We start from the raw sequence: 19,112 nt of genomic DNA, 5'->3' as shown, positions 1-19,112 counted from the left end.
ATCAAAGACGCGGGCGTAAAGGGCGCAGTTACGATCGCTACGAATATGGCGGGACGCGGCGTGGATATCCGCATAGACGACGAAGTGCGCGCTTTGGGCGGGCTATATATTTTAGGTACCGAGCGCCACGAAAGCCGCCGCATTGATAACCAGCTACGCGGACGAAGCGGGCGCCAAGGTGATCCGGGCGAGAGTAGATTTTTCTTAAGCTTGGAGGATAATCTACTTAGAATTTTTGGTAGCGACAAGATCAAAAATATCATGGATCGCTTGGGGCTAAAAGATGGCGAGCATATCGAATCAGGCATGGTTTCGCGTGCCGTAGAAAATGCACAGAAAAAGGTCGAGAGCCTACATTTTGAAGCGCGTAAAAATATCCTAGAATACGACGACGTCGCAAACGAGCAACGCAAGACGATCTATAAATATCGCAACGAGCTTTTGGACCCCGACTACGATCTGAAAGATAAAATCATCCAAAACCGCGAGGAGTACATCTCTAGTGTGCTTGAGGAGCTTGAAATTTTCGACGGCGCAAATATCAAAGAGGTCGATAAATTCCCGATCGTCGCTAAAATCGCTCAAGAAACGGGCGAGGTGCTCGAAAATAGCGAGCTTGAGAAGGTCGATGATTTCAAAGAGCTGAAAGAAAAGATCATCGGCGCGCTTGCCGTTTCGTATGAAAACAAGATGGCGCCGATCGATCCGCAGCAGCGCAAAAGTATCGAAAAGATGCTTTATTTGCAGATCGTCGATCGCGACTGGCGGGAGCATCTGTATCAGATGGATATCCTAAAGGCGGGCATCGGACTTCGCGGCTACAACCACAAAGATCCGCTTACCGAGTATAAAAAGGAGAGCTACAATCTCTTTATGGAGCTTGTAATGCGCCTCAAATCCGATAGCATCCGCTTGCTGCATTCGATCCAGTTTAAATCTAGGGAGGAGATCGAAGCCGAGCAGCGCGCGATGCAGGAGCGTATGGAGAGCTCAAACGCCAAAGAGCTCGCCGCTGCAAGCACGAATGAGGCGCAGCTAAAGGGCCCTGATGAGTTCGGCGATAAAAAGCCTAAGCGCAACGATCCTTGCCCTTGCGGCAGCGGCAAAAAATACAAAGACTGCCACGGCAAGGGCGGTCCGAAAAAAGGCGGCTTTGCAAGGTAAGCGCGACGATCGGTCGTAAATATCGCGCGATCGGTGATTTCGATTGCGAGTATTACGCGATCGGCGCTTTTCGACCTTGCTTTTGTATTTAGCGGATCGGTCGAAGGCGAAAGGCGCCATAAAATTTTAAAGGGGAGTTTGATCGCGAGGCGGCGTGGACGGCGCGCAAAGCTGCGCGATGGGGCAGAATTTTAGTTTTGAAATTTTAAAATTTCAAAGCGCACTTGGTGCCTTTGGCTACTTGTTTTCGCAGCGCAGTTTCGGCGCGCCGTGCTGCAAAACGCGAACGGCGCACGGTGCTTAAATTTAATGCGCGACTAGGATACTGCGCGCAGTTAAAATTTTAAATTTATGCGATTACGGGCGAGCTTGCAAGCAGACTCCGCCTTTAAATTTTAAGAATTTCAAAATTCTAAAAGATTCGGAATTCCTAAAAATTTTAAAATTTCGAGGCGTTTGAAATTTTAAAATTTAGAATTTGGGTTTAAAATTTCGAAGTTTTGGTAAAGAGGTCTGTTTGGTTTGTCGTATCCGATATCTCTTGGGGGCGAATTTAATTGCGTGTAAATAGATTTCGGCGCGATTTTAAATTTTCAAAACCCGCCGGAGCTTTTATATTTGAAGGCACAAAACCTGTTTTTGGAATTTTAAAATTCCAAAATACCTAAAATTTCACATAAAATTTAACACTAAATTTTATGTGAAATTTTACAAGGACGGCTTTTTGGTAAAGTATTTATTATTCAAATATCTCAGATTCGACCGCTCTCAGCCCTTCATTACGCTTTCGGCGCTGCTTGCGTTCTTGGGCGTCGGCGTGGGGCTTACGGTGCTCATCGTCGCGATGGCGATAATGAACGGTTTCGATAAGGAATTCGAGCGCAAGCTCTTTACGATGAACTACCCGATCACGATTCACAGCCACTTTCGCGGCGGCATTTCAAAAGACGACGTGGAGGGGCTGCGGGCGGACTTCCCCGATCTGATCTTTAGCCCCTACATCAGCTCGCAAGTTATCGCCAAAAGCGGCGATAAGCTCGAGGGCGGGCTGATTTTCGGCGTAAATTTAAACGACGAAAAGCGCATCAACTCCGTCGTCGCGGCAGGTGCCAAAGACGCCAATCTAACGGACTACGGCATCATGATAGGGCGCGGGATCAAGGACGAGTTTATGCTAGATGAGGGCAGTAAGATCACGATGATCTTTACGAAAAGCGATCCGGGCGGCTTTGCGCTGATCCCTAAGATGAAACGCTTTGACGTGCGCGCGGATTTTAGCTCGGGGCTGATCGCCTACGATAAGGCGTATTCCTACGCGGATGCGAGCGATCTAGCCAAAATTTTGGGCTACGACGAGGGGACATTCGACGGAGTGCATGTTTTTTCAAACGATCCGTTTAAAGACCTGGAGCGCATCAAAAAAAGTCTTTCTAGCGGCGCTAACGCCGTGGGCTGGTGGCAGCAAAACGGCAATTTTTTCAGCGCCCTTGCGCTTGAAAAACGCGCGCTTTTCATCGTGCTGATGCTAATAATCCTGGTCGCGAGCCTAAATATCGTAAGCTCGCTTCTGATGACTGTGATGAACCGCCGCCAAGAGATCGCGCTTTTACTTAGCCTGGGTGCCAGCAAAAAGGAGGTTAAGAGGACCTTTTTTGCGCTCGGAGCCACGATCGGCGGCGGCGGCATCATATTCGGGCTCATTTTGGGTTTATTCGGCGTGTGGCTGCTCGGAAGCTTCGACATCGTAAATCTACCCGCCGACGTTTACGGAAGCTCAAAGCTGCCGATGGAGCTTTCGCTAGGCGATTTGGCGATGATTTTAATCGGCGCGGTGCTTATCGTGGCGCTTTCGTCATGGTACCCGGCCAAAAAAGCCACGCAGATTGACGTGCTGCAAACACTGCGCAACGAGTAAATTTAAGCGCGGCGCTTTAAAAATTCGGCGAAATTTTAAAATTCCAAAGCGGCGTGGTTGTATTTAGCAGTGTATTAGCGCGCTATTTCGGCGAGCGGGACAGAGGCTGCGCGATCTTGCACGTCGCGAGTTTGCGCTGTATTAAATGTCGCACAAATACTATTAGCGCCCTTAGAGCTACGCTCTTTGCGCGAGATCGCAACCCGCGCAAAGCCTAAATTTGATAAATTTGGTCGTTTAAATTTATTCAAAATTTTAAATTTCAAAGGGGATAAAATTTTTATGAGCGCTTTTCTAAATTTTTTAAAATTTTGAAACCACTCAAAGATGAAATCATAAAAATTTTGAAAGGATTTATGGTGAAAAAGATCGTTTTATCGCTGTGTGCGACGCTGTTTCTATGCGGCTGCTCTAGAAGCGGACCGCAAAACGCCCCCGAGCAAGATACGGCACCAAGCCGCCATTATACGGGCTACTATTACGCATAAAACGGGCGCTATAATGGCGGGTAAATAACAACATCGCAGTTCTTACTCGCCCGTGGATGAAAAAGGCCTCAATCCCGCAATACTGGCTGTGCGAACGCCAAAACCTGAGCGTGGCGACGCCAAGACGCCCATCTGCTTATGATGCGACGATAAAATTTCGGCTTGCTTAAACAGGATTAAATTTAGGACGAAATTCTTTTTAAAATTCTTTCAAATTCCCATAAAATCCCGCTGAATAAATCTAAATTTTATAAATTTTAGGGTAACATTCCCTATTTCTCAAAAAGGCTTTAAATGACTTTAATCGACGGCAAAAGCATAAGCGCGAAGGTAAAAGATGAGATCAAATCGGCCGCTTCGGATCTTGCCGCAAAGGGCGTAGAGCCCGCGCTGGCGGTGATTTTGGTAGGCGAGGACGCGGCGAGCAAGACCTATGTCGCGAGCAAGGAGAAAGCCTGCGCCGCCTGCGGGATCCGCTCCGTAGCGCACCGCTTGAGCTCCGACGTGAGCGAGGCGGCGCTTTTAGAACTGATAGAAAATTTAAACGAGGACGAAAGTATCGACGGCATCCTGGTGCAGCTGCCGCTTCCAAAACACATTGATACGAATAAAATTTTAGAAAAAATAAGCCCGCAAAAGGACGTGGACGGATTTAGCGCGATAAACGTAGGCAAGCTTACTAGCGGGCTTGCGGACGGTTTTGTGCCTTGTACTCCGCTTGGCGTGATGCGTCTGCTTGAGGAATACGGCGTGCAGATAGCGGGTAAAAACGCCGTCGTACTAGGCCGCAGCAATATCGTAGGAAAGCCGATGGCTAGCCTGCTTCTAAATGCCGACGCTACCGTCACTATCGCTCATAGCAAAACAAAAAATTTAAAGCAACTTTGCGCAGATGCCGATATTTTGGTCGCGGCGGTCGGTAGGGTGCACTTTGTGAGCGCAGATATGGTAAAAGAGGGTGCGGTGGTAATCGACGTGGGGATCAATCGCGGCGAGGACGGCAAGCTAAGAGGCGACGTCGATTTTGACGCGGTCGCGCCTAAGTGCTCGCTCATCACGCCCGTGCCCGGAGGCGTGGGACCGATGACGATCGCGATGCTTCTTAGCAATACGATAAAATCTGCGAAAAATCGCTTAAGACAAAGAGCTTAAATGAAAATACTAAGTAAAATTTACAAATTTTTATCGAGTTGGACGGGGACGGTAATCGTCGTTTTATTTGTCATCCTTTTTGTGGCGCAAGCCTTCGTGATCCCCAGCGGATCGATGCGCACTACGCTTTTAGAGGGCGATTTTTTATTCGTTAAAAAATTTAGCTACGGTATCCCGACTCCGCATATTCCGTTTGTAGAGTGGCAGGTTGCTCCTGATAGCGACGGAGATGGGCATATCATCCGCGGCGAGGGTCCTAAGCGCGGTGATATCGTGGTTTTCCGCTACCCGCTTAATGAAAAAATGCACTTTGTAAAGCGAAATTTTGCCGTAGGTGGCGACGAGGTGATATTTGATCTGAATAATTTCTACCTTCGTCCGCATGAAGGCGACGAGTTCATTGCCGCAAACTACGATGCTCGCGACATTGTGATTTTAGGTGGCGAAAAATATGTCAAAGAGCCGTATAAATTTAAGGGCATTCACTACGACCCTAATGCTAGAAACTCAATGCTAACAAATGTCAAAATCGCACTTGAGAAGGGTGAATTTTCTATGAAGCCCATTAGTTTAAGTGAAATTCCTCATAGCTTCGAAGCTGCGGGGATAAACTTCAATGCCTTTTACATCAAAGTGCCGCAGGATGAGTATTTTATGATAGGTGATAATCGAAATAATTCCGCCGATAGCCGCTTCTGGGGTCCGGTACCTTATCGTCTGATCGTCGGCAAGCCATGGTTTACCTATTTTAGTATTGACGCCGATCGCAAGATCCGCTGGGAGCGTATCGGGCGCTTCGTCGATACCTTGCAAAACGACGAGAGTCTAATCTATGAGCAAAAATAAGGAGCGGCAATGCAAATAAATAAAATTTTCATAGCGAGCGATCATGCGGGCTTTCATGCCAGAGAGCAAGCCAAAAAAGCGCTCGCCGCTTTAGGTTACGAAGCGGTCGACCTTGGCACGCATAGTGCCGAAGCGAGCGTGGACTATCCCGATTTTGCGGACACGTTGGCGGATAAAATTTTAGCCGAGTGCGAAGCTTGCGCGCGAAGTGAAAATTTTAAAGAAAACGACGGCATAAATTCCGCTGCAGCCACGGAAAATTCTGAAGCGGGCGGCAGTGAAAATTTCGGCGCAAGTATAAACGGTAGCGGGAATTTTAGCGCTACCGCGCAGCACGGCGAGAAAGATAAAAATTTTAACGCCGTCAAGAGCGGCGACGGCAAGAATTTCGATGCGGACGCAAACACGACTGCCTGCGCAAGCATAGCTGCCGCAAACGCGAGCAAAGATAAAATTTTAAATTCTACCAGTTACGGCATTTACGGCGTTTTGATTTGCGGTACGGGCATCGGTATCAGCATCGCCGCAAACCGCCACGCTCACATCCGCTGCGCGCTGTGTCATGACGCAACGAGCGCTAGACTAGCTAGAGAGCACAACGACGCCAACGTTCTAGCCTTCGGCGAGCGATTAATGGGCGCGCTGGTGATTGAAGATATGATTAAGGCATTTTTTAGTACCGATTTTGCGGGCGGTAGGCACATTAAGCGCGTCGCAAAGCTAGGCGCTTGCGGTAGTGCGAATTGCATGCTTGGATTTGACGGGGAGAATTTCATGCAGAATTCCGCTCAAAATTTTGCGGAACAAAACTGTAGCGCTAATTTAAACGGACGAAATTCCAAATCAAACTTCAGCGGTAAAAATCCTTCTTGCAAAAATCCCATCGGCATGGATTCTGCGTCAAATTTTGCACGGAGCTTTAACGATAAAAATTCCTTATTTACCGGCGAGAATTCCTTGATAGGCTTTTGCGGTGCACGTCATATAAATTTAGATTCGACGCACGCAAAGATAATCTTTAATGAGAAAAATCCGCTAGATAAAAATTCCACTAGCACAAATTCTACGTTAAATTTTACGCGCGCGAGCGTTTGCAAGAAAAATTTCGCTCAAAAAGCTAGCCACAAATATTTTGTCAGTTTGAACCCAGCAATTATAAATTTCAAGGCTAAAAATTCTGTTTGCATGAGCGTTAAGCCAGAAAACGTAAATTGCGCTAGTGCGGGTTTAACAGATGAGAATTCTGCTATTACGAGCATAAATTTAAAGGGAGCAAATCTTTCTAGTGCGTATTTTAGGAGCATAAATTCTGTCTATTTTAGCGCGACTCCCGCTACTATGCGCTTTGTAAATCCAAATGAAGGAGACGAGCAATGAGCGTAGTATTAGGCGTTTTAGCGCTATTTTTTGCAGCACTACTTATTCTATCGATCCGAAAAAATTCTAAAATTTACGCCTTACTTCGCAAGAGCGAAGAAAGAATTTCAAAGCTTAAAAGCGATAACGAAAAGCTCAAAACTGCCCTTCGCTTCGGCATTGAGGCCCTGCAAAATGAGGAGAGCGAAAACTGCAGCTTAAAAATCCAAAACGCAAGATTGAAAAGAGGTAAGCTATGAAAAGTCTAAGCAACGAGCAAAAAAGCTATTTATTTCGCTCGATCCGCACCGTGCGCGACTTCCCAAAGCCCGGTATTTTGTTTTACGATATCACGACGCTCGTAGGCGATCGCGAGGCGTTTAATTTCCTGCTTGATCATCTAGCCGAGCGCTACGCCGATTACGGACTTGATTACATAGTAGGCATAGAAAGTCGTGGATTTATTTTTGCAGCGGCACTTGCTGCGAGGTTGAGGGTTGCTTTTGTGCCAATTAGAAAGCCAAAGAAGCTTCCTTATATCACGATTTCGCAAAAATACAGCCTTGAATACGGCTTCGATCAGGTCGAGATGCATGTGGATGCATTCTCCGGCGTGCAAGATGCCAAGGTGCTGCTAATCGACGATCTTATCGCCACTGGAGGCACCGCACGAGCGGCATTAGATCTCATCGCGCAGACGCAGGCTAAGTGCGTTGAAGCCTGCTTTTTGCTAAATTTACGTGAGTTAAACGATCTAGGCGAGTTTTCGCGACGCACAAATGTTTATTGCGTTTTAGAGGCGTGATTTTGGAAGAGCTACTTAAAAATTTACTGCAAGAATACCACCAATACGCCTATATCGTGCTTTTCGTTTGGTGTATTTTAGAAGGCGAAATCGCACTGATTTTGGGCGGTATCATGGCACACGAGGGACATATAAATTTGCCGCTAGGTATCTTTGTCGCGGGGCTTGGGGCATTTTGCGGCGATCAGTTTTATTTTTATATTGGTCGCTACAATAAAAAATATATCAGTAAAAAGCTCGCGGCGCAGCGCCGAAAATTTGCGATCGCGCACCTGCTTTTGCAACGCTACGGCTGGCCGATAATTTTAATGCAGCGCTATATGTATGGCTTTCGCGTCATCATCCCGATGAGTATCGGTATCACTCGCTACAGCGCAAAGAAATTTGCGATTATCAATCTTTTTAGTGCTTGGTGCTGGTCGGGTGCGACGATGGTTTTGGCGTGGTATTTTGGCGAGGAGATCTGGAGCGGGCTGCGGCTAATTGAGCAACACTGGTATTTTGCGATACCTATCATAGGCGGAATTTTATATCTATTTTTTAGGCTATTTAAACGTATGGAAAATCACTTTATGAACTCACGAAAGGAACGAGATGAAAGTAAAACTGCTAGATCGTAAAATTAACGAGATAGAGGCGGATTTTGAAGTTATTTTAGTCATGGATAAAAATTTAAATCACGAATTTATTAAAGACACGGATAAGTTTGCGCTTTTTAATTACAAAGGCGAGGGCAATCTGCTGCTTGCCGAGAGCGGACGGCTGTACATCGGCGTCAAGGCGCTAGAATATGACCACGTTCGCACAGCGCTTGCGAGCGCATACAACGCTCTTAAGGGCTACGCGATCAAAAATTTTAAAATCGCCTTTTATAAATGCGGCTGCGACCGCAGAAGCACGATGGCGATGGTCGAGGGCGTGCTTTTGGGCGGCTATGAGTTTAATAAATACAAAAGCGACAAGAAAAGCTCCAGCTTGAATGAAATTTTAATATCGACGCAGGAGTACGGCGGCAGTAGCCCCGATGTGCAAAAGATGAACTACGGCGTGCAGCAGGGCACCGTGATGGCAAACGCCGCAAATTTCGCGCGCGACGGCGTAAATGAGATCCCCGAAATTTACACGCCCGAAAAGATGGCGAGCGAGGCTGAAATTTTAGCCTCGAACTACGACGACGTGAGCGTTAAAATTTACGACGAGGATTTTTTGCGCGAGCAGAATATGAATGCGTTCTTGGCGGTCAATCGCTCCAGCGCTCATCCACCGCGCCTCATCCATCTGATCTATAAGCCGCAGCGCTGCCTAAAGCGCGTCGTTTTTGTGGGCAAAGGGCTTACTTACGACAGCGGTGGGCTAAGTCTGAAGCCGAGCGATTATATGCTTACGATGAAAAGCGACAAAAGCGGCGCGCTCGCTGCGATGGGCATCATCAAGGGCGCCGCTGAGCTCGAGCTGCCGTTTGAGATACATGCGGTCATCGGCGCTACCGAAAATATGATCGGCGGCGATTCATATAAACCCGACGACGTGCTACTTAGCCGCAGCGGCGTGAGTATCGAGGTGCGAAACACCGACGCAGAGGGGCGGCTCGTGCTTGCCGACTGCCTAAGCTACGCGCAGGATCTTGAGCCTGATCTGCTAATCGATATGGCGACGCTAACCGGCGCTTGCGTCGTGGGGTTAGGCGAATATACGAGCGGCATTATGGGAAACAGCGAGGAGCTAAAGCGTAAATTTAAAGATCTTAGCAGCTGCAGCGGCGAGCTATTTAGCATTTTGGAATTTAACGATTATCTGCGCGAGCTAATTAAAAGCAGTATCGCAGACGTCTCCAACTGCGCTTCCAGCAGATACGGCGGCGCGATAACCGCGGGACTATTTTTGGATAAATTTATCAAAGACGAGTATAAAGACAAGTGGCTGCACCTTGATATCGCAGGGCCTGCGTATCTGGAAAAGGCGTGGGGCTATTACGCAGCGGGCGCGACTGGCGCGGGCGTGAGAGCAAACTTATATTTCTTGCAGGCTCTAGCCAAAGAGTTGAAGGACGCGTAGATGGGGCTTTCAGTAGGGATCGTAGGGCTTCCGAATGTCGGTAAATCCACTACCTTTAACGCGCTTAGCGGCGCGCAAAACGCACAGGCACAGAACTATCCGTTCTGCACGATCGAGCCCAATAAAGCGGTCGTGCCCGTGCCCGATGCCAGGCTCGGCAAGCTAGCACAGATCGTTAAGCCCGGTCGCATCGTGCATTCGACCATCGAGTTCGTCGATATCGCGGGTCTCGTGCGCGGAGCTAGCAAAGGCGAGGGACTGGGGAATAAATTTCTTTCAAATATTCGCGAGTGCGAGATCATCCTTCATATCGTGCGCTGCTTCGAAAGCGGCGACATAACCCACGTCGAAGGCTGCGTCGATCCCATCCGCGATATCGAGATCATCGAAACCGAGCTGATTTTGGCAGACATCGAGCAGCTTGGCCGCAAGATCGAGCGCCTCGGTAAGGAAGCCAAAGCAAATCAAAAGGGCGCTAAAGAGGCGCTAGCCGTGGCAAACGAGCTTTTAGCGCATCTAAACGACGGCAAGCCCGCTTCAAATTTTGCGCTCAAGGAGGACGAAAGCTACATCGCTTTAAATCGCGAGCTGCGCCTGCTTAGCGCCAAAGATGTAATCTACGGCGCAAATGTGGACGAAGACGGCATCGCGCAGGATAACGAATATGTCGCGCGCGTAAGAGAATACGCAAATGCCCGCGGCGCCGAGGTGATCAAGCTCTGCGCCAAGATCGAAGAGGAGCTGATAGGACTAAGCGACGAGGAGACGCACGAGATGCTGCAAAGCCTGGGCGCACAGCAAAGCGGGCTGGAGCTCATCATCAAGCGCTCCTTTGCGAAGCTCAGCCTCATCAGCTACTTTACCGCAGGCGAGATGGAGGTGCGCGCATGGACGATCACGAAGGGCTGGAAGGCTCCGAAGGCCGCGAGCGTGATTCACAACGACTTTGAGCGCGGATTTATCAGAGCCGAGGTGATCGGATTTGATGATTTTATCGCGTGCGGCGGCGAGGGCAGGGCGAAAGAAGCGGGCAAAATGCGCCTTGAGGGCAAGGACTACGTCGTGCAAGACGGCGATGTGATGCACTTTAGATTTAATGTTTAAATTTGTTTTTTAGGTCGTCGAAATTCGATCTGTGCTAGCTTTAAAATTTGATAAATTTTAGCTCAAACGCGAGCTTAGCGAAATTTTGATTTTTGCACATAGCGGCTTTTGGCTGAAATTTGAATCACTAGAGCTACAATGGGGCTTGAACACTAAAGTCTCGTTAAAATTTCGAGGTCAAATTTAATCGGCTTGGCTCGCATTAAAAATTTTTAAGTAAACAAAGTCGCCTTGCACTAGATATGCTTAAAATTTGCCTAATAAAATACGTCTAAGAAAAATACTTCCAAAATCGCGCCAAAATTTATACGCGGCGAAAACTGCGCGTAAATTTAAAGGGAAAATTTTAACTAAAAATCGCAATAGCTCGTATCTGCGCGCGATAGTATTTGAGTTCTATATTTAAATTTACGGCTTATAAATTTCATATCCGGTGATTTTTTAAATTTTATGATCTTAATTGAACATGTTTGTTTAGTGCGCGGTGTGAACCGCGCTCGTAAAGCCAACCGTATTAAATTTGCCGCCGATAAGCGCGGCGGAATTTAATGAAAACCCAAAACCAAACCCGCTTAAAATTTCGCGGTTTTATTTAGGCGGCAAGCGTAGCGGTTTCCGCGCGGAATTAGGAGCCGCGGAATTTTGTCGCGTAGAATTCCGTCGCGCCGCAGAGCCTTGCAAGCAAGATGAGCGGGTTTTTCTAGCGCCGAGCAAACAAGCGCCTAGTAAGCGGCGCGAAATTTAAACTTAATTTTGGAGGATTATGCGAAATAAGCAGCCCTGTATCGAAGGCAGGATAGAAAACTTGCACGTCCGCGTCCTTAGGCAGGAGATCGAGACGCTCGTGCTTTTTGAGATAGGCGGCATTCGCTTTCGTATGCGTTGCAGGTCATTCTCGTTTAAGCAGGGCGATTTGGTGCGCGTAAAATACTGCAACCAAGGATATCTAGGCAGCCTCGTCGCCTTGGAAGTCGAGCGCCGCAGAACGCCTTTGGAATATGCCCGCGATTTTGCGTTGAGCTCGCTGGATGCCGCAAAACGCACGCTATCTTTAGCTTGGGACATTTTGATTACATTCGGTCTGATCTTTTTCGCCACGACGGTATTTTATGCGATATATTTTGCGTTCGCAAAAGACGCATTCCCAAACCTGAGCGATTTTTTCTACACTTGCGCGGGGCTTGCGCTCGTTGCGATGATAATTCTGGCATACGTTTATGCGATCGTCCGCGCGATTGAGAGTCGTGCACCTCGTTTGACACGGATATTTTTGACGTGCACCTACTTTGCTATATTCCTTATGTTTTTTACCGCCGTTTTTATCATCGCGCTTGCAGCATTGCTTTATATTTGCGATATTTTAGGCTTTAGGGATTATTTCTTTTCTTGTTTAGTGCTCGCATTCGTGTGTTCGTATCTGGTTTGCTCTACTTACATGCAAAAACTCTCATCGTGGCGCAAGCGTCGTAAGAAATAGCGCTACTCCACCGCAAAAATACACAGCGCGTAATTTTTGTCATTCCGCTGCCTTAAATTTTACATATTAGAATTTCACACCGTGCTATAAATTTTATGCGCCACAAAATTTTGAAATTTCGTTTCGTACAAATACGGCAAGCTACAAAATTCCGCCACGCGAATAAAGCATACTATCACGTTACGGGCATTGATAATTTACTCGTTTATTCCGCCAAATTAACTCATGCCGCCATAAATTTTATGTTTTAAAATTTCGCGCCGAATCTTTCGCGGCTAAAAGATACCTCGCAGAGCCGCCGTGCCCTCTACATGCCTGTACGGCAAGAAATAATGCACAAACTTCGTGCAAGTGCCGTCAGGCACGCATATTTCGGCGCTCAGTTTGTGTTCGACATGCGCAGAATCAAGATCAGGTATCTCCAATCCGCCGCTTTTGTAACCGCTATAGCCCATCTCTATCGGCACCTCTAGCTCATCTTTTTCAAAAACGACGCGCCCGCTTTGCACCTGCTCGAGTTTGATATTTTTTAGCACTATCCCGGGCGCGCTCACGTGGTCAAATTTTATATTTAGTTCATACGGGGCGCCGGTGGAGTTGTCGTCCGAGAAGTCGGGCTTCGGCTCGCGCTCGTCGCGCCATGATCGTCCGCCGATAGCGGTGGCTCTTAAGCTGGCGCTGATGCTAAAATCCTTCAGATCCAGCGAAGCGCTGCTAAAATCACGGATGAGCGTCCAGGCTACGAAGGTGCGGCCGAAAAAATTATCCGCGATAATATAGCTACCCAAAAGCGAGCTTATGACTACCCAAAACAGAAATATAAATTTAAAAATCTTACGTAAAACGAACTTTAATGTCTTCATCATTATCCTTTCAATCTAAAGCTTAAGCGGAATTCTACCCGCAAATCCGCGGATTAAAATTCCGTACAAGATTTCGCTTATGAAATCCTGCGCCTTTTTGGTCTGCGGCGGAATTTTAAGACAGAATTCTGTGGCGAAATTTTGCTGCGAAATTATAAAACAAATTCCACCCATGAAATTTTACCTAGAACCTCTCCTATAAAATTCCATAACGAAATTTGGAGCTGAAATTTTATGGGCGAAATTTCATAGCTAAAATTTTACGACAGGGCCCATAAATTCTTTCCCGCGGCAAAATTCCGCGCCTTAAAATTTTAAGAAAGTATGAAATTTCTTATCTGATCGCAGATCGCTTTTTCGGACTGTGCGGCGTCGATTTTCAGGGTCTCAACGCCGCACGCCGCACATGCTTGCGCCATAAGATCTTGCACGCGCATTAGATATTTTAGCCCGCGAGCTTCGATTATATCGCTGCTAGCGCGCGTTTTAAGCCGCCGCCCGATGAGCTGTTCGTCCGCCGAAAACAGCACGATTTTATCTGCGAATTTGCCCCCGAGCGCAAATTTATTAAGCGCGATAAGCTCGCTAAGATCCGCGTTTTCGTCGTTTGCCAGCGCATAGGCAAGCCCCGAGATGAAGCCGCGATCGCTTAGCACGAGCCTGCCCGCGCCGCCCTTTATCACGCGCTCGTAGTGCTCGGCGCGGTCTGCGAGGAACAAAAGCAGCTCGGCGCGCTTTGAAATTTCGCCGCAGACCTCGCGCAGATTTACGCTGCCGCGCCGCCACTTAAAATCCTCGCCCAAAACGAGGCTTCGCACCGCCTCGCCGAGCTTCGTGCCGCCAGGCTCCTTAGTCACGATCGCTTGCGGAAAAGCCGCCGCCAGCCGCGCTATCTGCGTGCTTTTGCCCACGCCGTCGATACCTTCGAATATTACATACATTTTTCGCCTTTAAATTTGTGCGCTATTTTACAAGCTTATAGCTAAATAGCGGCTTTTTTAAACAGACGGGCGCTAAATTTCGACTTTAAATCGGGCTTTTGCGCGAGCTTGTACGAGCCGCTTTTGATCTTTTGACGCAAATTTTATCGGGCGCTTTGTTGCTAAACACTTATTCTTTGCGGCACGGCTCGCGGTTAAATTTAGCGCTCGGACGGATGCGTTGCATAACACAGCGAGCGAATAAATTTGCGCTTGCGGATATGTACCGAGCGGAGTAGGGCGCCAGCCGATAAAGACGGCGCGCCGTGCGGATAGAATGGCACGTCGGGCGAGGTAGGGCGCCATTATATACATGGTAGGATATGTGCTTTGCGAAGCGGATGGCGTTAGATGGAATGGGCGGCACTTCGGGCGGAGCAGGGCGGCGGCACCATTCGGAGTAGGGTGTGTTACTGGGCGGCGCGGGCGGGCGAGTGCTGCGCGCGATGATAAAACCGCGACGATGAAATTTTAAATTTTGCCCTTATTTGCCTGACGGTTCGGGATTTATCGCTATGAAATCTTTCCTCAGATCGCTAAGATCGCAATCGGTAGCCGTGATCGTAAAATCATCCGTCATATCGAGCGCAAATTCGCCAAGACCTGCTTTGAGCTGCTTCACGCACTCCCAAATGAGCTTTTTAGCCTGCGCATATTTATCATTTAGCTGCGTTTCTTGATTGAAAAGATCAAAAATTTTCACCGTTTCGTAGTCTACTTCGACCTCAGCTCGAAACTCGTAATCAGGAACGAGCCAAAGAAGCCAGCCATCTTTTCGCGCAAGCCACTGCGCGCGCTGTTCTTGCGAACCGAATCCGATGATCGGCGGCAAACTCCTATTGTCGCAAGCTAAATTTATGCAGTAGAGCTTGCAGCCGGGCGCGTGCTTTTTGATCGTCTCTTTAATCGCTGGCAGTAGTCTTTGCGCGGCGAGCTCATAGAGCTTTTTGTAGCTCATATCCTTATCGGGCTTTTGATAGCGCACATAACCATTTTCGGTTATTAAGCTTAGCTCGCCCATTGCGTCAAATTCATAGTTTGTTACGTCATTCCTTCTGCCTGCGCGAGGGTGCTCTACATACTCCCGTCTTTGTGCGAGCTTGCCGCCTTCGTAAGTAAAATTTTCTATCCCATAGGCGTTGTTGTCAAAGGCCGAGTAGATGGACTTTAGCTCGCCATTTTCATAGATAAATCTTTTTATATTGAAGCATCCTACGCATCTTTTGTTATAGCAACCGAAATGATATTTTAAAACTTCGTCCCGCCCCCAAAAATAAAGGCTTTCAAAGAAATGTTTTTTGCCGTCATGTTGTCTTTCAAAAACGACGCGATCTTGCGCGTCAAAGCCGTATTCGTAGGCGTTTGCGATCTTTTTTGGTTTAGCTTTTAAAATTTTGCCCTTAAAGAAGCGGTTATATTCGAAATAAAAGGGCTCTAAATTGATATAGCTACCAGACGCCCAGCGCCTACTTACGACCTGCGCTTCGGCTATTTTATGTAAGGCTTTGTATTCATCTCTCACGCTTTTTAAAAACGTTCGCAGTCTTTCTATCTCATCCATTGCTTCGCTCATTTTTATCTCCCGTGCAGCTTGCAAATTTTAAATTTAGCCGCGCCTGCGGGCTAAATTTCAGTCGCTTGCAAGCTCATTTTTTTAAAAATTTTAAAATTTCGCTTGGCACTAGGTGCGAAACATCGCCGCCGTGGCTTAAAACGGAGCGGACGATCGAGCTTGAGATGAAGGCGTTTTTGAGCGTCGGCATCAAATACACGCTCTCAAATTCCTCCCATAACGAGGCGTTTGCGTAGCCGATCTGCAGCTCGTACTCAAAGTCACTAACCGCGCGAAGCCCGCGGATTACGAAGCGCACGCCGCAAGATTTAGCAAAATCCACGAGCAAATTATCAAAGCTTTGCACGCTCACGCCACGAAGCCCGCGTGTCGCGACACGCGCCATCTCCAGCCTGGATTGTAGGCTGAAGTAGGGCTTCTTGCTCTCGTTGAGCGCGACTGCGACGATGACTTCATCAAAAAGCCCTAGCGCGCGCTTGATGACGTCCAAATGGCCGTTCGTAATAGGATCGAAAGTGCCCGGATAGATACATTTTCTTGAGTTTTGCATTATTGCCACCTTTTAAATAGCTCGTTTTGCACGCCCAGCACGTCGCACCACTTGCCGATTATGAAATTTTTTAAATTTTGCACGCCGCAGTAGCCTGCGATCACGGGCGGAGCGATGATGACGCCGAGCGCGGCTAGCTCGCTCATTTGTCGCAGGCTGATCGCAGAAAGCGGCATCTCACGCACGCCAAGAACCAGCCGCTTGTGCTCTTTTAACGCGACTGCAGCGGCGCGGGTGCTTAAGCTGTCGCAAAGCCCGCCATAAATTTTAGCCAAAGAGCCAATAGAGCAAGGCGCAAAGATTGTGGCGTCAATGCCGAATGAGCCCGAAGCGGGCGGCGCACTAAGATCGTCGTCGGGATAAAATTTTACGTTCTTAAATTCCGCGGATTTTAAGACCTCGTCCGCATCTATGCCGCTTTCGGCGCGCAGGACGCGGCGCGCACCCTGCGTAAGCACGGCGTGGATTTCATGCGGCGAGCTAGCAAGAAATTTAAGCAGATCAAGCCCGATCTCGCAAAAACTCGCGCCGCTTACGCAAACTAAAATTTTCATTTCAAGGCTTTCATATCGAAATTTTGCGGTTTAAAAGCGAGTGGAACGGAAGGAATTTTAAAATTTGAAGTTAAAATGGAGCGGGAAACGAGAGTCGAACTCGCGACATCAACCATGGCAAGGTTGCGCTCTACCACTGAGCTATTCCCGCATGCGGTAAAAATAAAGCGCGATTGTAGCCTATAAATTTTCATTTGTCAATAATTTCTCGCTTAAATTTCATAAATTTTTACGATTTCTCCAGAGCGAACTTTGTCGCATTCGGGATCAGCCAAGAAAAAATGCGATGCCGCAGCCAGCGGCCTGATGCGCCCAGAAGGCGACGGCATAGGCGTAAAAACTCCGCCTTCATATGCGCCTACGGTTAAATTTGCTCTGCCGCTTTTTAGCTTCAGATCGCTTGCGAGCTTGGCATAGATCGCTGCTTCTGCGCTAAAAGCCCCACCTGCGCCGCTAAGCTTAAATAAGATCGGCAGTATGACTGCGCGCGTAAGCACGAAAGCGGCCATCGGATTGCCAGCCATCGCAAAGACGAATTTGCCGTCTTTTGCGAAGCACTTGCTGGGGCGGCCGGGCTTGATATCAATGTGATCGAAAACCTGCAAAAATCCAAGTTCGCTCATAGCGCTTTGCATAAAATCCGCCTCCCCAGCACTTGCTCCACCGCTGGTAATTAGCACGTCAAATTTACGCGTAGCAGCGTCTAGCGCCTCGCACACCGCGCTAAAATCATCCTTTAAAATCCCCAAATACTCATTTTTAAAGCCGTATTTTTGCAACAATGCAGCAATACCACTAGAGTTGGCGTTATAAATTTCGCGCTCGCTCGCACTCTGCCACGGCTCTTTTAGCTCGTTTCCGCTGGAAAATAGGGCGATTTTAGGACGCGCGTAAACGCTTGCTTCGTAAATTCCTTGCGCGGCAAGAAGCATGATTTTAGCAGGGTTTAAAATTTCGCCACGGCGCAATAAAAGCTCGCCCGCGCACACCTCCTCGCCTTTTTTACGAAAGCCGTCGTGGGCATGAACGGAAGCAGGGATTTTTAGAGTTCCGCCTTGCGCGTCTACATCCTCTAGCCTCGCGACAGAGTCCGCGCCCGCAGGCATTGGCGCGCCGGTCATTATCTTTTGCGCCTGTCCGGCCTTGATTTCGTAGAATTTTTCGTCTCCTGCAAAAATCGTAGGCTCTACGATCTCTAGCTCTTCGTCTTTGAATTCTGCCGCGTAGGCATAGCCGTCAAGCGCCGAATTATCGAAGCAGGGTAGGTTTTTAATCGCAGAAATATCGCTATAAAGGATGCGGTCTAGAGCGCTGGGAAGAGGCACCTTCTCGCTTTGCTTGCTTGATGTGATTCTAGCCGTAGCCAAATCTATAGCCTCATTTATTCCTATCATTTTAAGTCCTTTTTATCATTTTTACATTTAAAATTCGCATAGTTAAGACCTCGTGTAGCCTTAAATTTTATGTTGCGCCAAAGCTTGCAAAGCAAAATTTTACCCAAATAAATGCGCGAAATTTCATAGGCTTAATTGCCTTATTTTGCTGCTAGCGTTACTTAAAATTTCAAAACATATCACTCGTAAAATTCCGCTTTGCTTGCTTGCGCAAGTTTTTTTATTTCGAAGTCCTCATTCCTCCAGTCTCTGTATGTCCGCACCAAGCGCACCAAGCTTAGCTTCCAGCCTCTCATAGCCACGATCTAGATGGTAAATTCTATGTATTTTGCTCTCGCCGCGCGCCGCAAGGGCGGTTAAAACGAGTGCCGAACTAGCTCGCAGATCGGTCGCCATAACGTCCGCGCCGTTTAGCTTGCCGCCGCTGATCGTCGCGATGTGGCCGTTTAGGCGGATATCTGCGCCCATTCTTGAGAGTTCGCTAACGTGCATGAAGCGATTTTCAAAAAGCCTCTCGTCGATGGTGCTGACGCCCGAGGAGATGCACGCAAGCGCCATAAACTGCGCCTGCATATCGGTAGGAAAGCCCGGATATTCGCTCGTGATAATCTCAACTGGTTTGATCCTTGAAGCGGGCAAGATCGTTATCTCGTCGCCGCCGCTTGAAATTTCAAATTTAAAGCCCATATCTTCAAATTTTGCAAGTACGGCGCCAAGATGAGCCGCGCAGGCGTGCGTGATCGTGATGCGGGAGCCCGTGATCGCGCCCGCGCATAGATAGGTGCCTGCCTCGATGCGATCGGGAATGATAGAAATTTCATCCAAGCCTAAAAGCT

The 19,112-nt window shown here is 48.0% G+C and carries 18 protein-coding genes, 1 tRNA gene and 3 pseudogenes; 13 read left to right on the top strand and 9 right to left on the bottom strand.

The genetic code is table 11. From position 1 onward, the window contains the following. The 13 genes and pseudogenes from Q0135_RS01945 to Q0135_RS01885 all read left to right on the top strand — a co-directional run. A partial coding sequence (locus Q0135_RS01945; protein WP_297987811.1) for an SEC-C metal-binding domain-containing protein occupies positions 1 to 1,164 on the top strand: 1,164 nt, incomplete at its 5' end. 724 nt (positions 1,165 to 1,888) lie between these two features. Further along, positions 1,889 to 3,079 carry an ABC transporter permease gene (locus tag Q0135_RS01940; protein ID WP_297987809.1) on the top strand — a complete coding sequence of 397 codons (1,191 nt, stop codon included), beginning with the start codon at positions 1,889 to 1,891 and terminating at the stop codon, positions 3,077 to 3,079. 359 nt (positions 3,080 to 3,438) lie between these two features. Further along, a complete protein-coding gene (locus Q0135_RS01935) occupies positions 3,439 to 3,567 on the top strand; it encodes a hypothetical protein (RefSeq protein ID WP_297987807.1) in 129 nt (42 codons plus the stop codon). A 294-nt stretch (positions 3,568 to 3,861) separates the two neighbouring features. Next, positions 3,862 to 4,719 (top strand): bifunctional methylenetetrahydrofolate dehydrogenase/methenyltetrahydrofolate cyclohydrolase FolD, encoded by an 858-nt coding sequence (folD, locus tag Q0135_RS01930; protein ID WP_297987805.1) that lies wholly within the window; start codon positions 3,862 to 3,864, stop codon positions 4,717 to 4,719. Next, the gene (lepB, locus tag Q0135_RS01925; RefSeq protein ID WP_297987803.1) at positions 4,720 to 5,565 is read left to right on the top strand and encodes a signal peptidase I; all 846 of its coding nucleotides are present in this window, start codon (positions 4,720 to 4,722) and stop codon (positions 5,563 to 5,565) included. It begins immediately after the preceding gene. A gap of 9 nt (positions 5,566 to 5,574) precedes the next feature. After that, positions 5,575 to 5,739, top strand: a pseudogene (locus Q0135_RS01920) (RpiB/LacA/LacB family sugar-phosphate isomerase); the annotation flags it as partial. A gap of 306 nt (positions 5,740 to 6,045) precedes the next feature. Beyond that, positions 6,046 to 6,288 (top strand): annotated as a pseudogene (locus Q0135_RS01915) (RpiB/LacA/LacB family sugar-phosphate isomerase); the annotation flags it as partial. 650 nt (positions 6,289 to 6,938) lie between these two features. Next, positions 6,939 to 7,181 (top strand): hypothetical protein, encoded by a 243-nt coding sequence (locus tag Q0135_RS01910; protein WP_005870567.1) that lies wholly within the window; start codon positions 6,939 to 6,941, stop codon positions 7,179 to 7,181. Further along, complete coding sequence (locus tag Q0135_RS01905) at positions 7,178 to 7,726, top strand: adenine phosphoribosyltransferase (protein ID WP_005870566.1); 549 nt, start codon at positions 7,178 to 7,180, stop codon at positions 7,724 to 7,726. Before Q0135_RS01910 ends, Q0135_RS01905 begins: the two co-directional genes overlap by 4 nt. 2 nt (positions 7,727 to 7,728) lie before the next feature. Then, the gene (locus tag Q0135_RS01900; RefSeq protein WP_177388946.1) at positions 7,729 to 8,346 is read left to right on the top strand and encodes a DedA family protein; all 618 of its coding nucleotides are present in this window, start codon (positions 7,729 to 7,731) and stop codon (positions 8,344 to 8,346) included. Beyond that, on the top strand, positions 8,321 to 9,781 hold the full coding sequence (locus Q0135_RS01895) for a leucyl aminopeptidase (RefSeq protein ID WP_297987800.1): 1,461 nt from the start codon (positions 8,321 to 8,323) through the stop codon (positions 9,779 to 9,781). The genes Q0135_RS01900 and Q0135_RS01895 overlap by 26 nt, the downstream gene beginning before the upstream one ends. Then, positions 9,782 to 10,885 carry a redox-regulated ATPase YchF gene (gene ychF, locus Q0135_RS01890; protein ID WP_297902377.1) on the top strand — a complete coding sequence of 368 codons (1,104 nt, stop codon included), beginning with the start codon at positions 9,782 to 9,784 and terminating at the stop codon, positions 10,883 to 10,885. Positions 10,886 to 11,648: 763 nt separating this feature from the next. Continuing rightward, positions 11,649 to 12,362, top strand: coding sequence for a hypothetical protein (locus Q0135_RS01885; protein WP_297987798.1), 714 nt, complete (start codon positions 11,649 to 11,651; stop codon positions 12,360 to 12,362). Positions 12,363 to 12,637: 275 nt separating this feature from the next. Here Q0135_RS01885 and Q0135_RS01880 read toward each other — a convergent pair whose 3' ends face one another. From Q0135_RS01880 to Q0135_RS01840, 9 genes and pseudogenes are all read right to left on the bottom strand, one after another. Beyond that, positions 12,638 to 13,225, bottom strand: a complete 588-nt coding sequence (locus tag Q0135_RS01880) for a hypothetical protein (RefSeq protein ID WP_297987796.1) — start codon at positions 13,223 to 13,225, stop codon at positions 12,638 to 12,640. Between the two features lie 15 nt (positions 13,226 to 13,240). Then, positions 13,241 to 13,399 carry a hypothetical protein gene (locus tag Q0135_RS01875; protein WP_297987794.1) on the bottom strand — a complete coding sequence of 53 codons (159 nt, stop codon included), beginning with the start codon at positions 13,397 to 13,399 and terminating at the stop codon, positions 13,241 to 13,243. Positions 13,400 to 13,539: 140 nt separating this feature from the next. Next, entirely contained in the window at positions 13,540 to 14,166 is a 627-nt protein-coding gene (gene tmk, locus Q0135_RS01870; protein ID WP_297987792.1) for a dTMP kinase, read from the bottom strand. A gap of 523 nt (positions 14,167 to 14,689) precedes the next feature. Then, positions 14,690 to 15,778, bottom strand: coding sequence for a hypothetical protein (locus Q0135_RS01865; RefSeq protein WP_297987791.1), 1,089 nt, complete (start codon positions 15,776 to 15,778; stop codon positions 14,690 to 14,692). A gap of 73 nt (positions 15,779 to 15,851) precedes the next feature. After that, complete coding sequence (coaD, locus tag Q0135_RS01860; RefSeq protein ID WP_297918127.1) at positions 15,852 to 16,328, bottom strand: pantetheine-phosphate adenylyltransferase; 477 nt, start codon at positions 16,326 to 16,328, stop codon at positions 15,852 to 15,854. Beyond that, complete coding sequence (locus tag Q0135_RS01855) at positions 16,328 to 16,882, bottom strand: UbiX family flavin prenyltransferase (protein ID WP_297987790.1); 555 nt, start codon at positions 16,880 to 16,882, stop codon at positions 16,328 to 16,330. Before Q0135_RS01855 ends, coaD begins: the two co-directional genes overlap by 1 nt. 76 nt (positions 16,883 to 16,958) lie before the next feature. Beyond that, a tRNA-Gly gene (locus Q0135_RS01850) sits at positions 16,959 to 17,033 on the bottom strand. A 61-nt stretch (positions 17,034 to 17,094) separates the two neighbouring features. Next, positions 17,095 to 18,276, bottom strand: coding sequence for a molybdopterin molybdotransferase MoeA (locus Q0135_RS01845; RefSeq protein ID WP_297987789.1), 1,182 nt, complete (start codon positions 18,274 to 18,276; stop codon positions 17,095 to 17,097). A gap of 234 nt (positions 18,277 to 18,510) precedes the next feature. Continuing rightward, positions 18,511 to 19,112 (bottom strand): annotated as a pseudogene (locus Q0135_RS01840) (UDP-N-acetylglucosamine 1-carboxyvinyltransferase); the annotation flags it as partial.

The organism is uncultured Campylobacter sp., assembly GCF_937981295.1.
In the GTDB taxonomy this organism is placed as follows: domain Bacteria; phylum Campylobacterota; class Campylobacteria; order Campylobacterales; family Campylobacteraceae; genus Campylobacter_B.
Note: the sequence above shows the minus strand (reverse complement) of the source record. Positions and strands in the feature narration are given on the sequence as shown.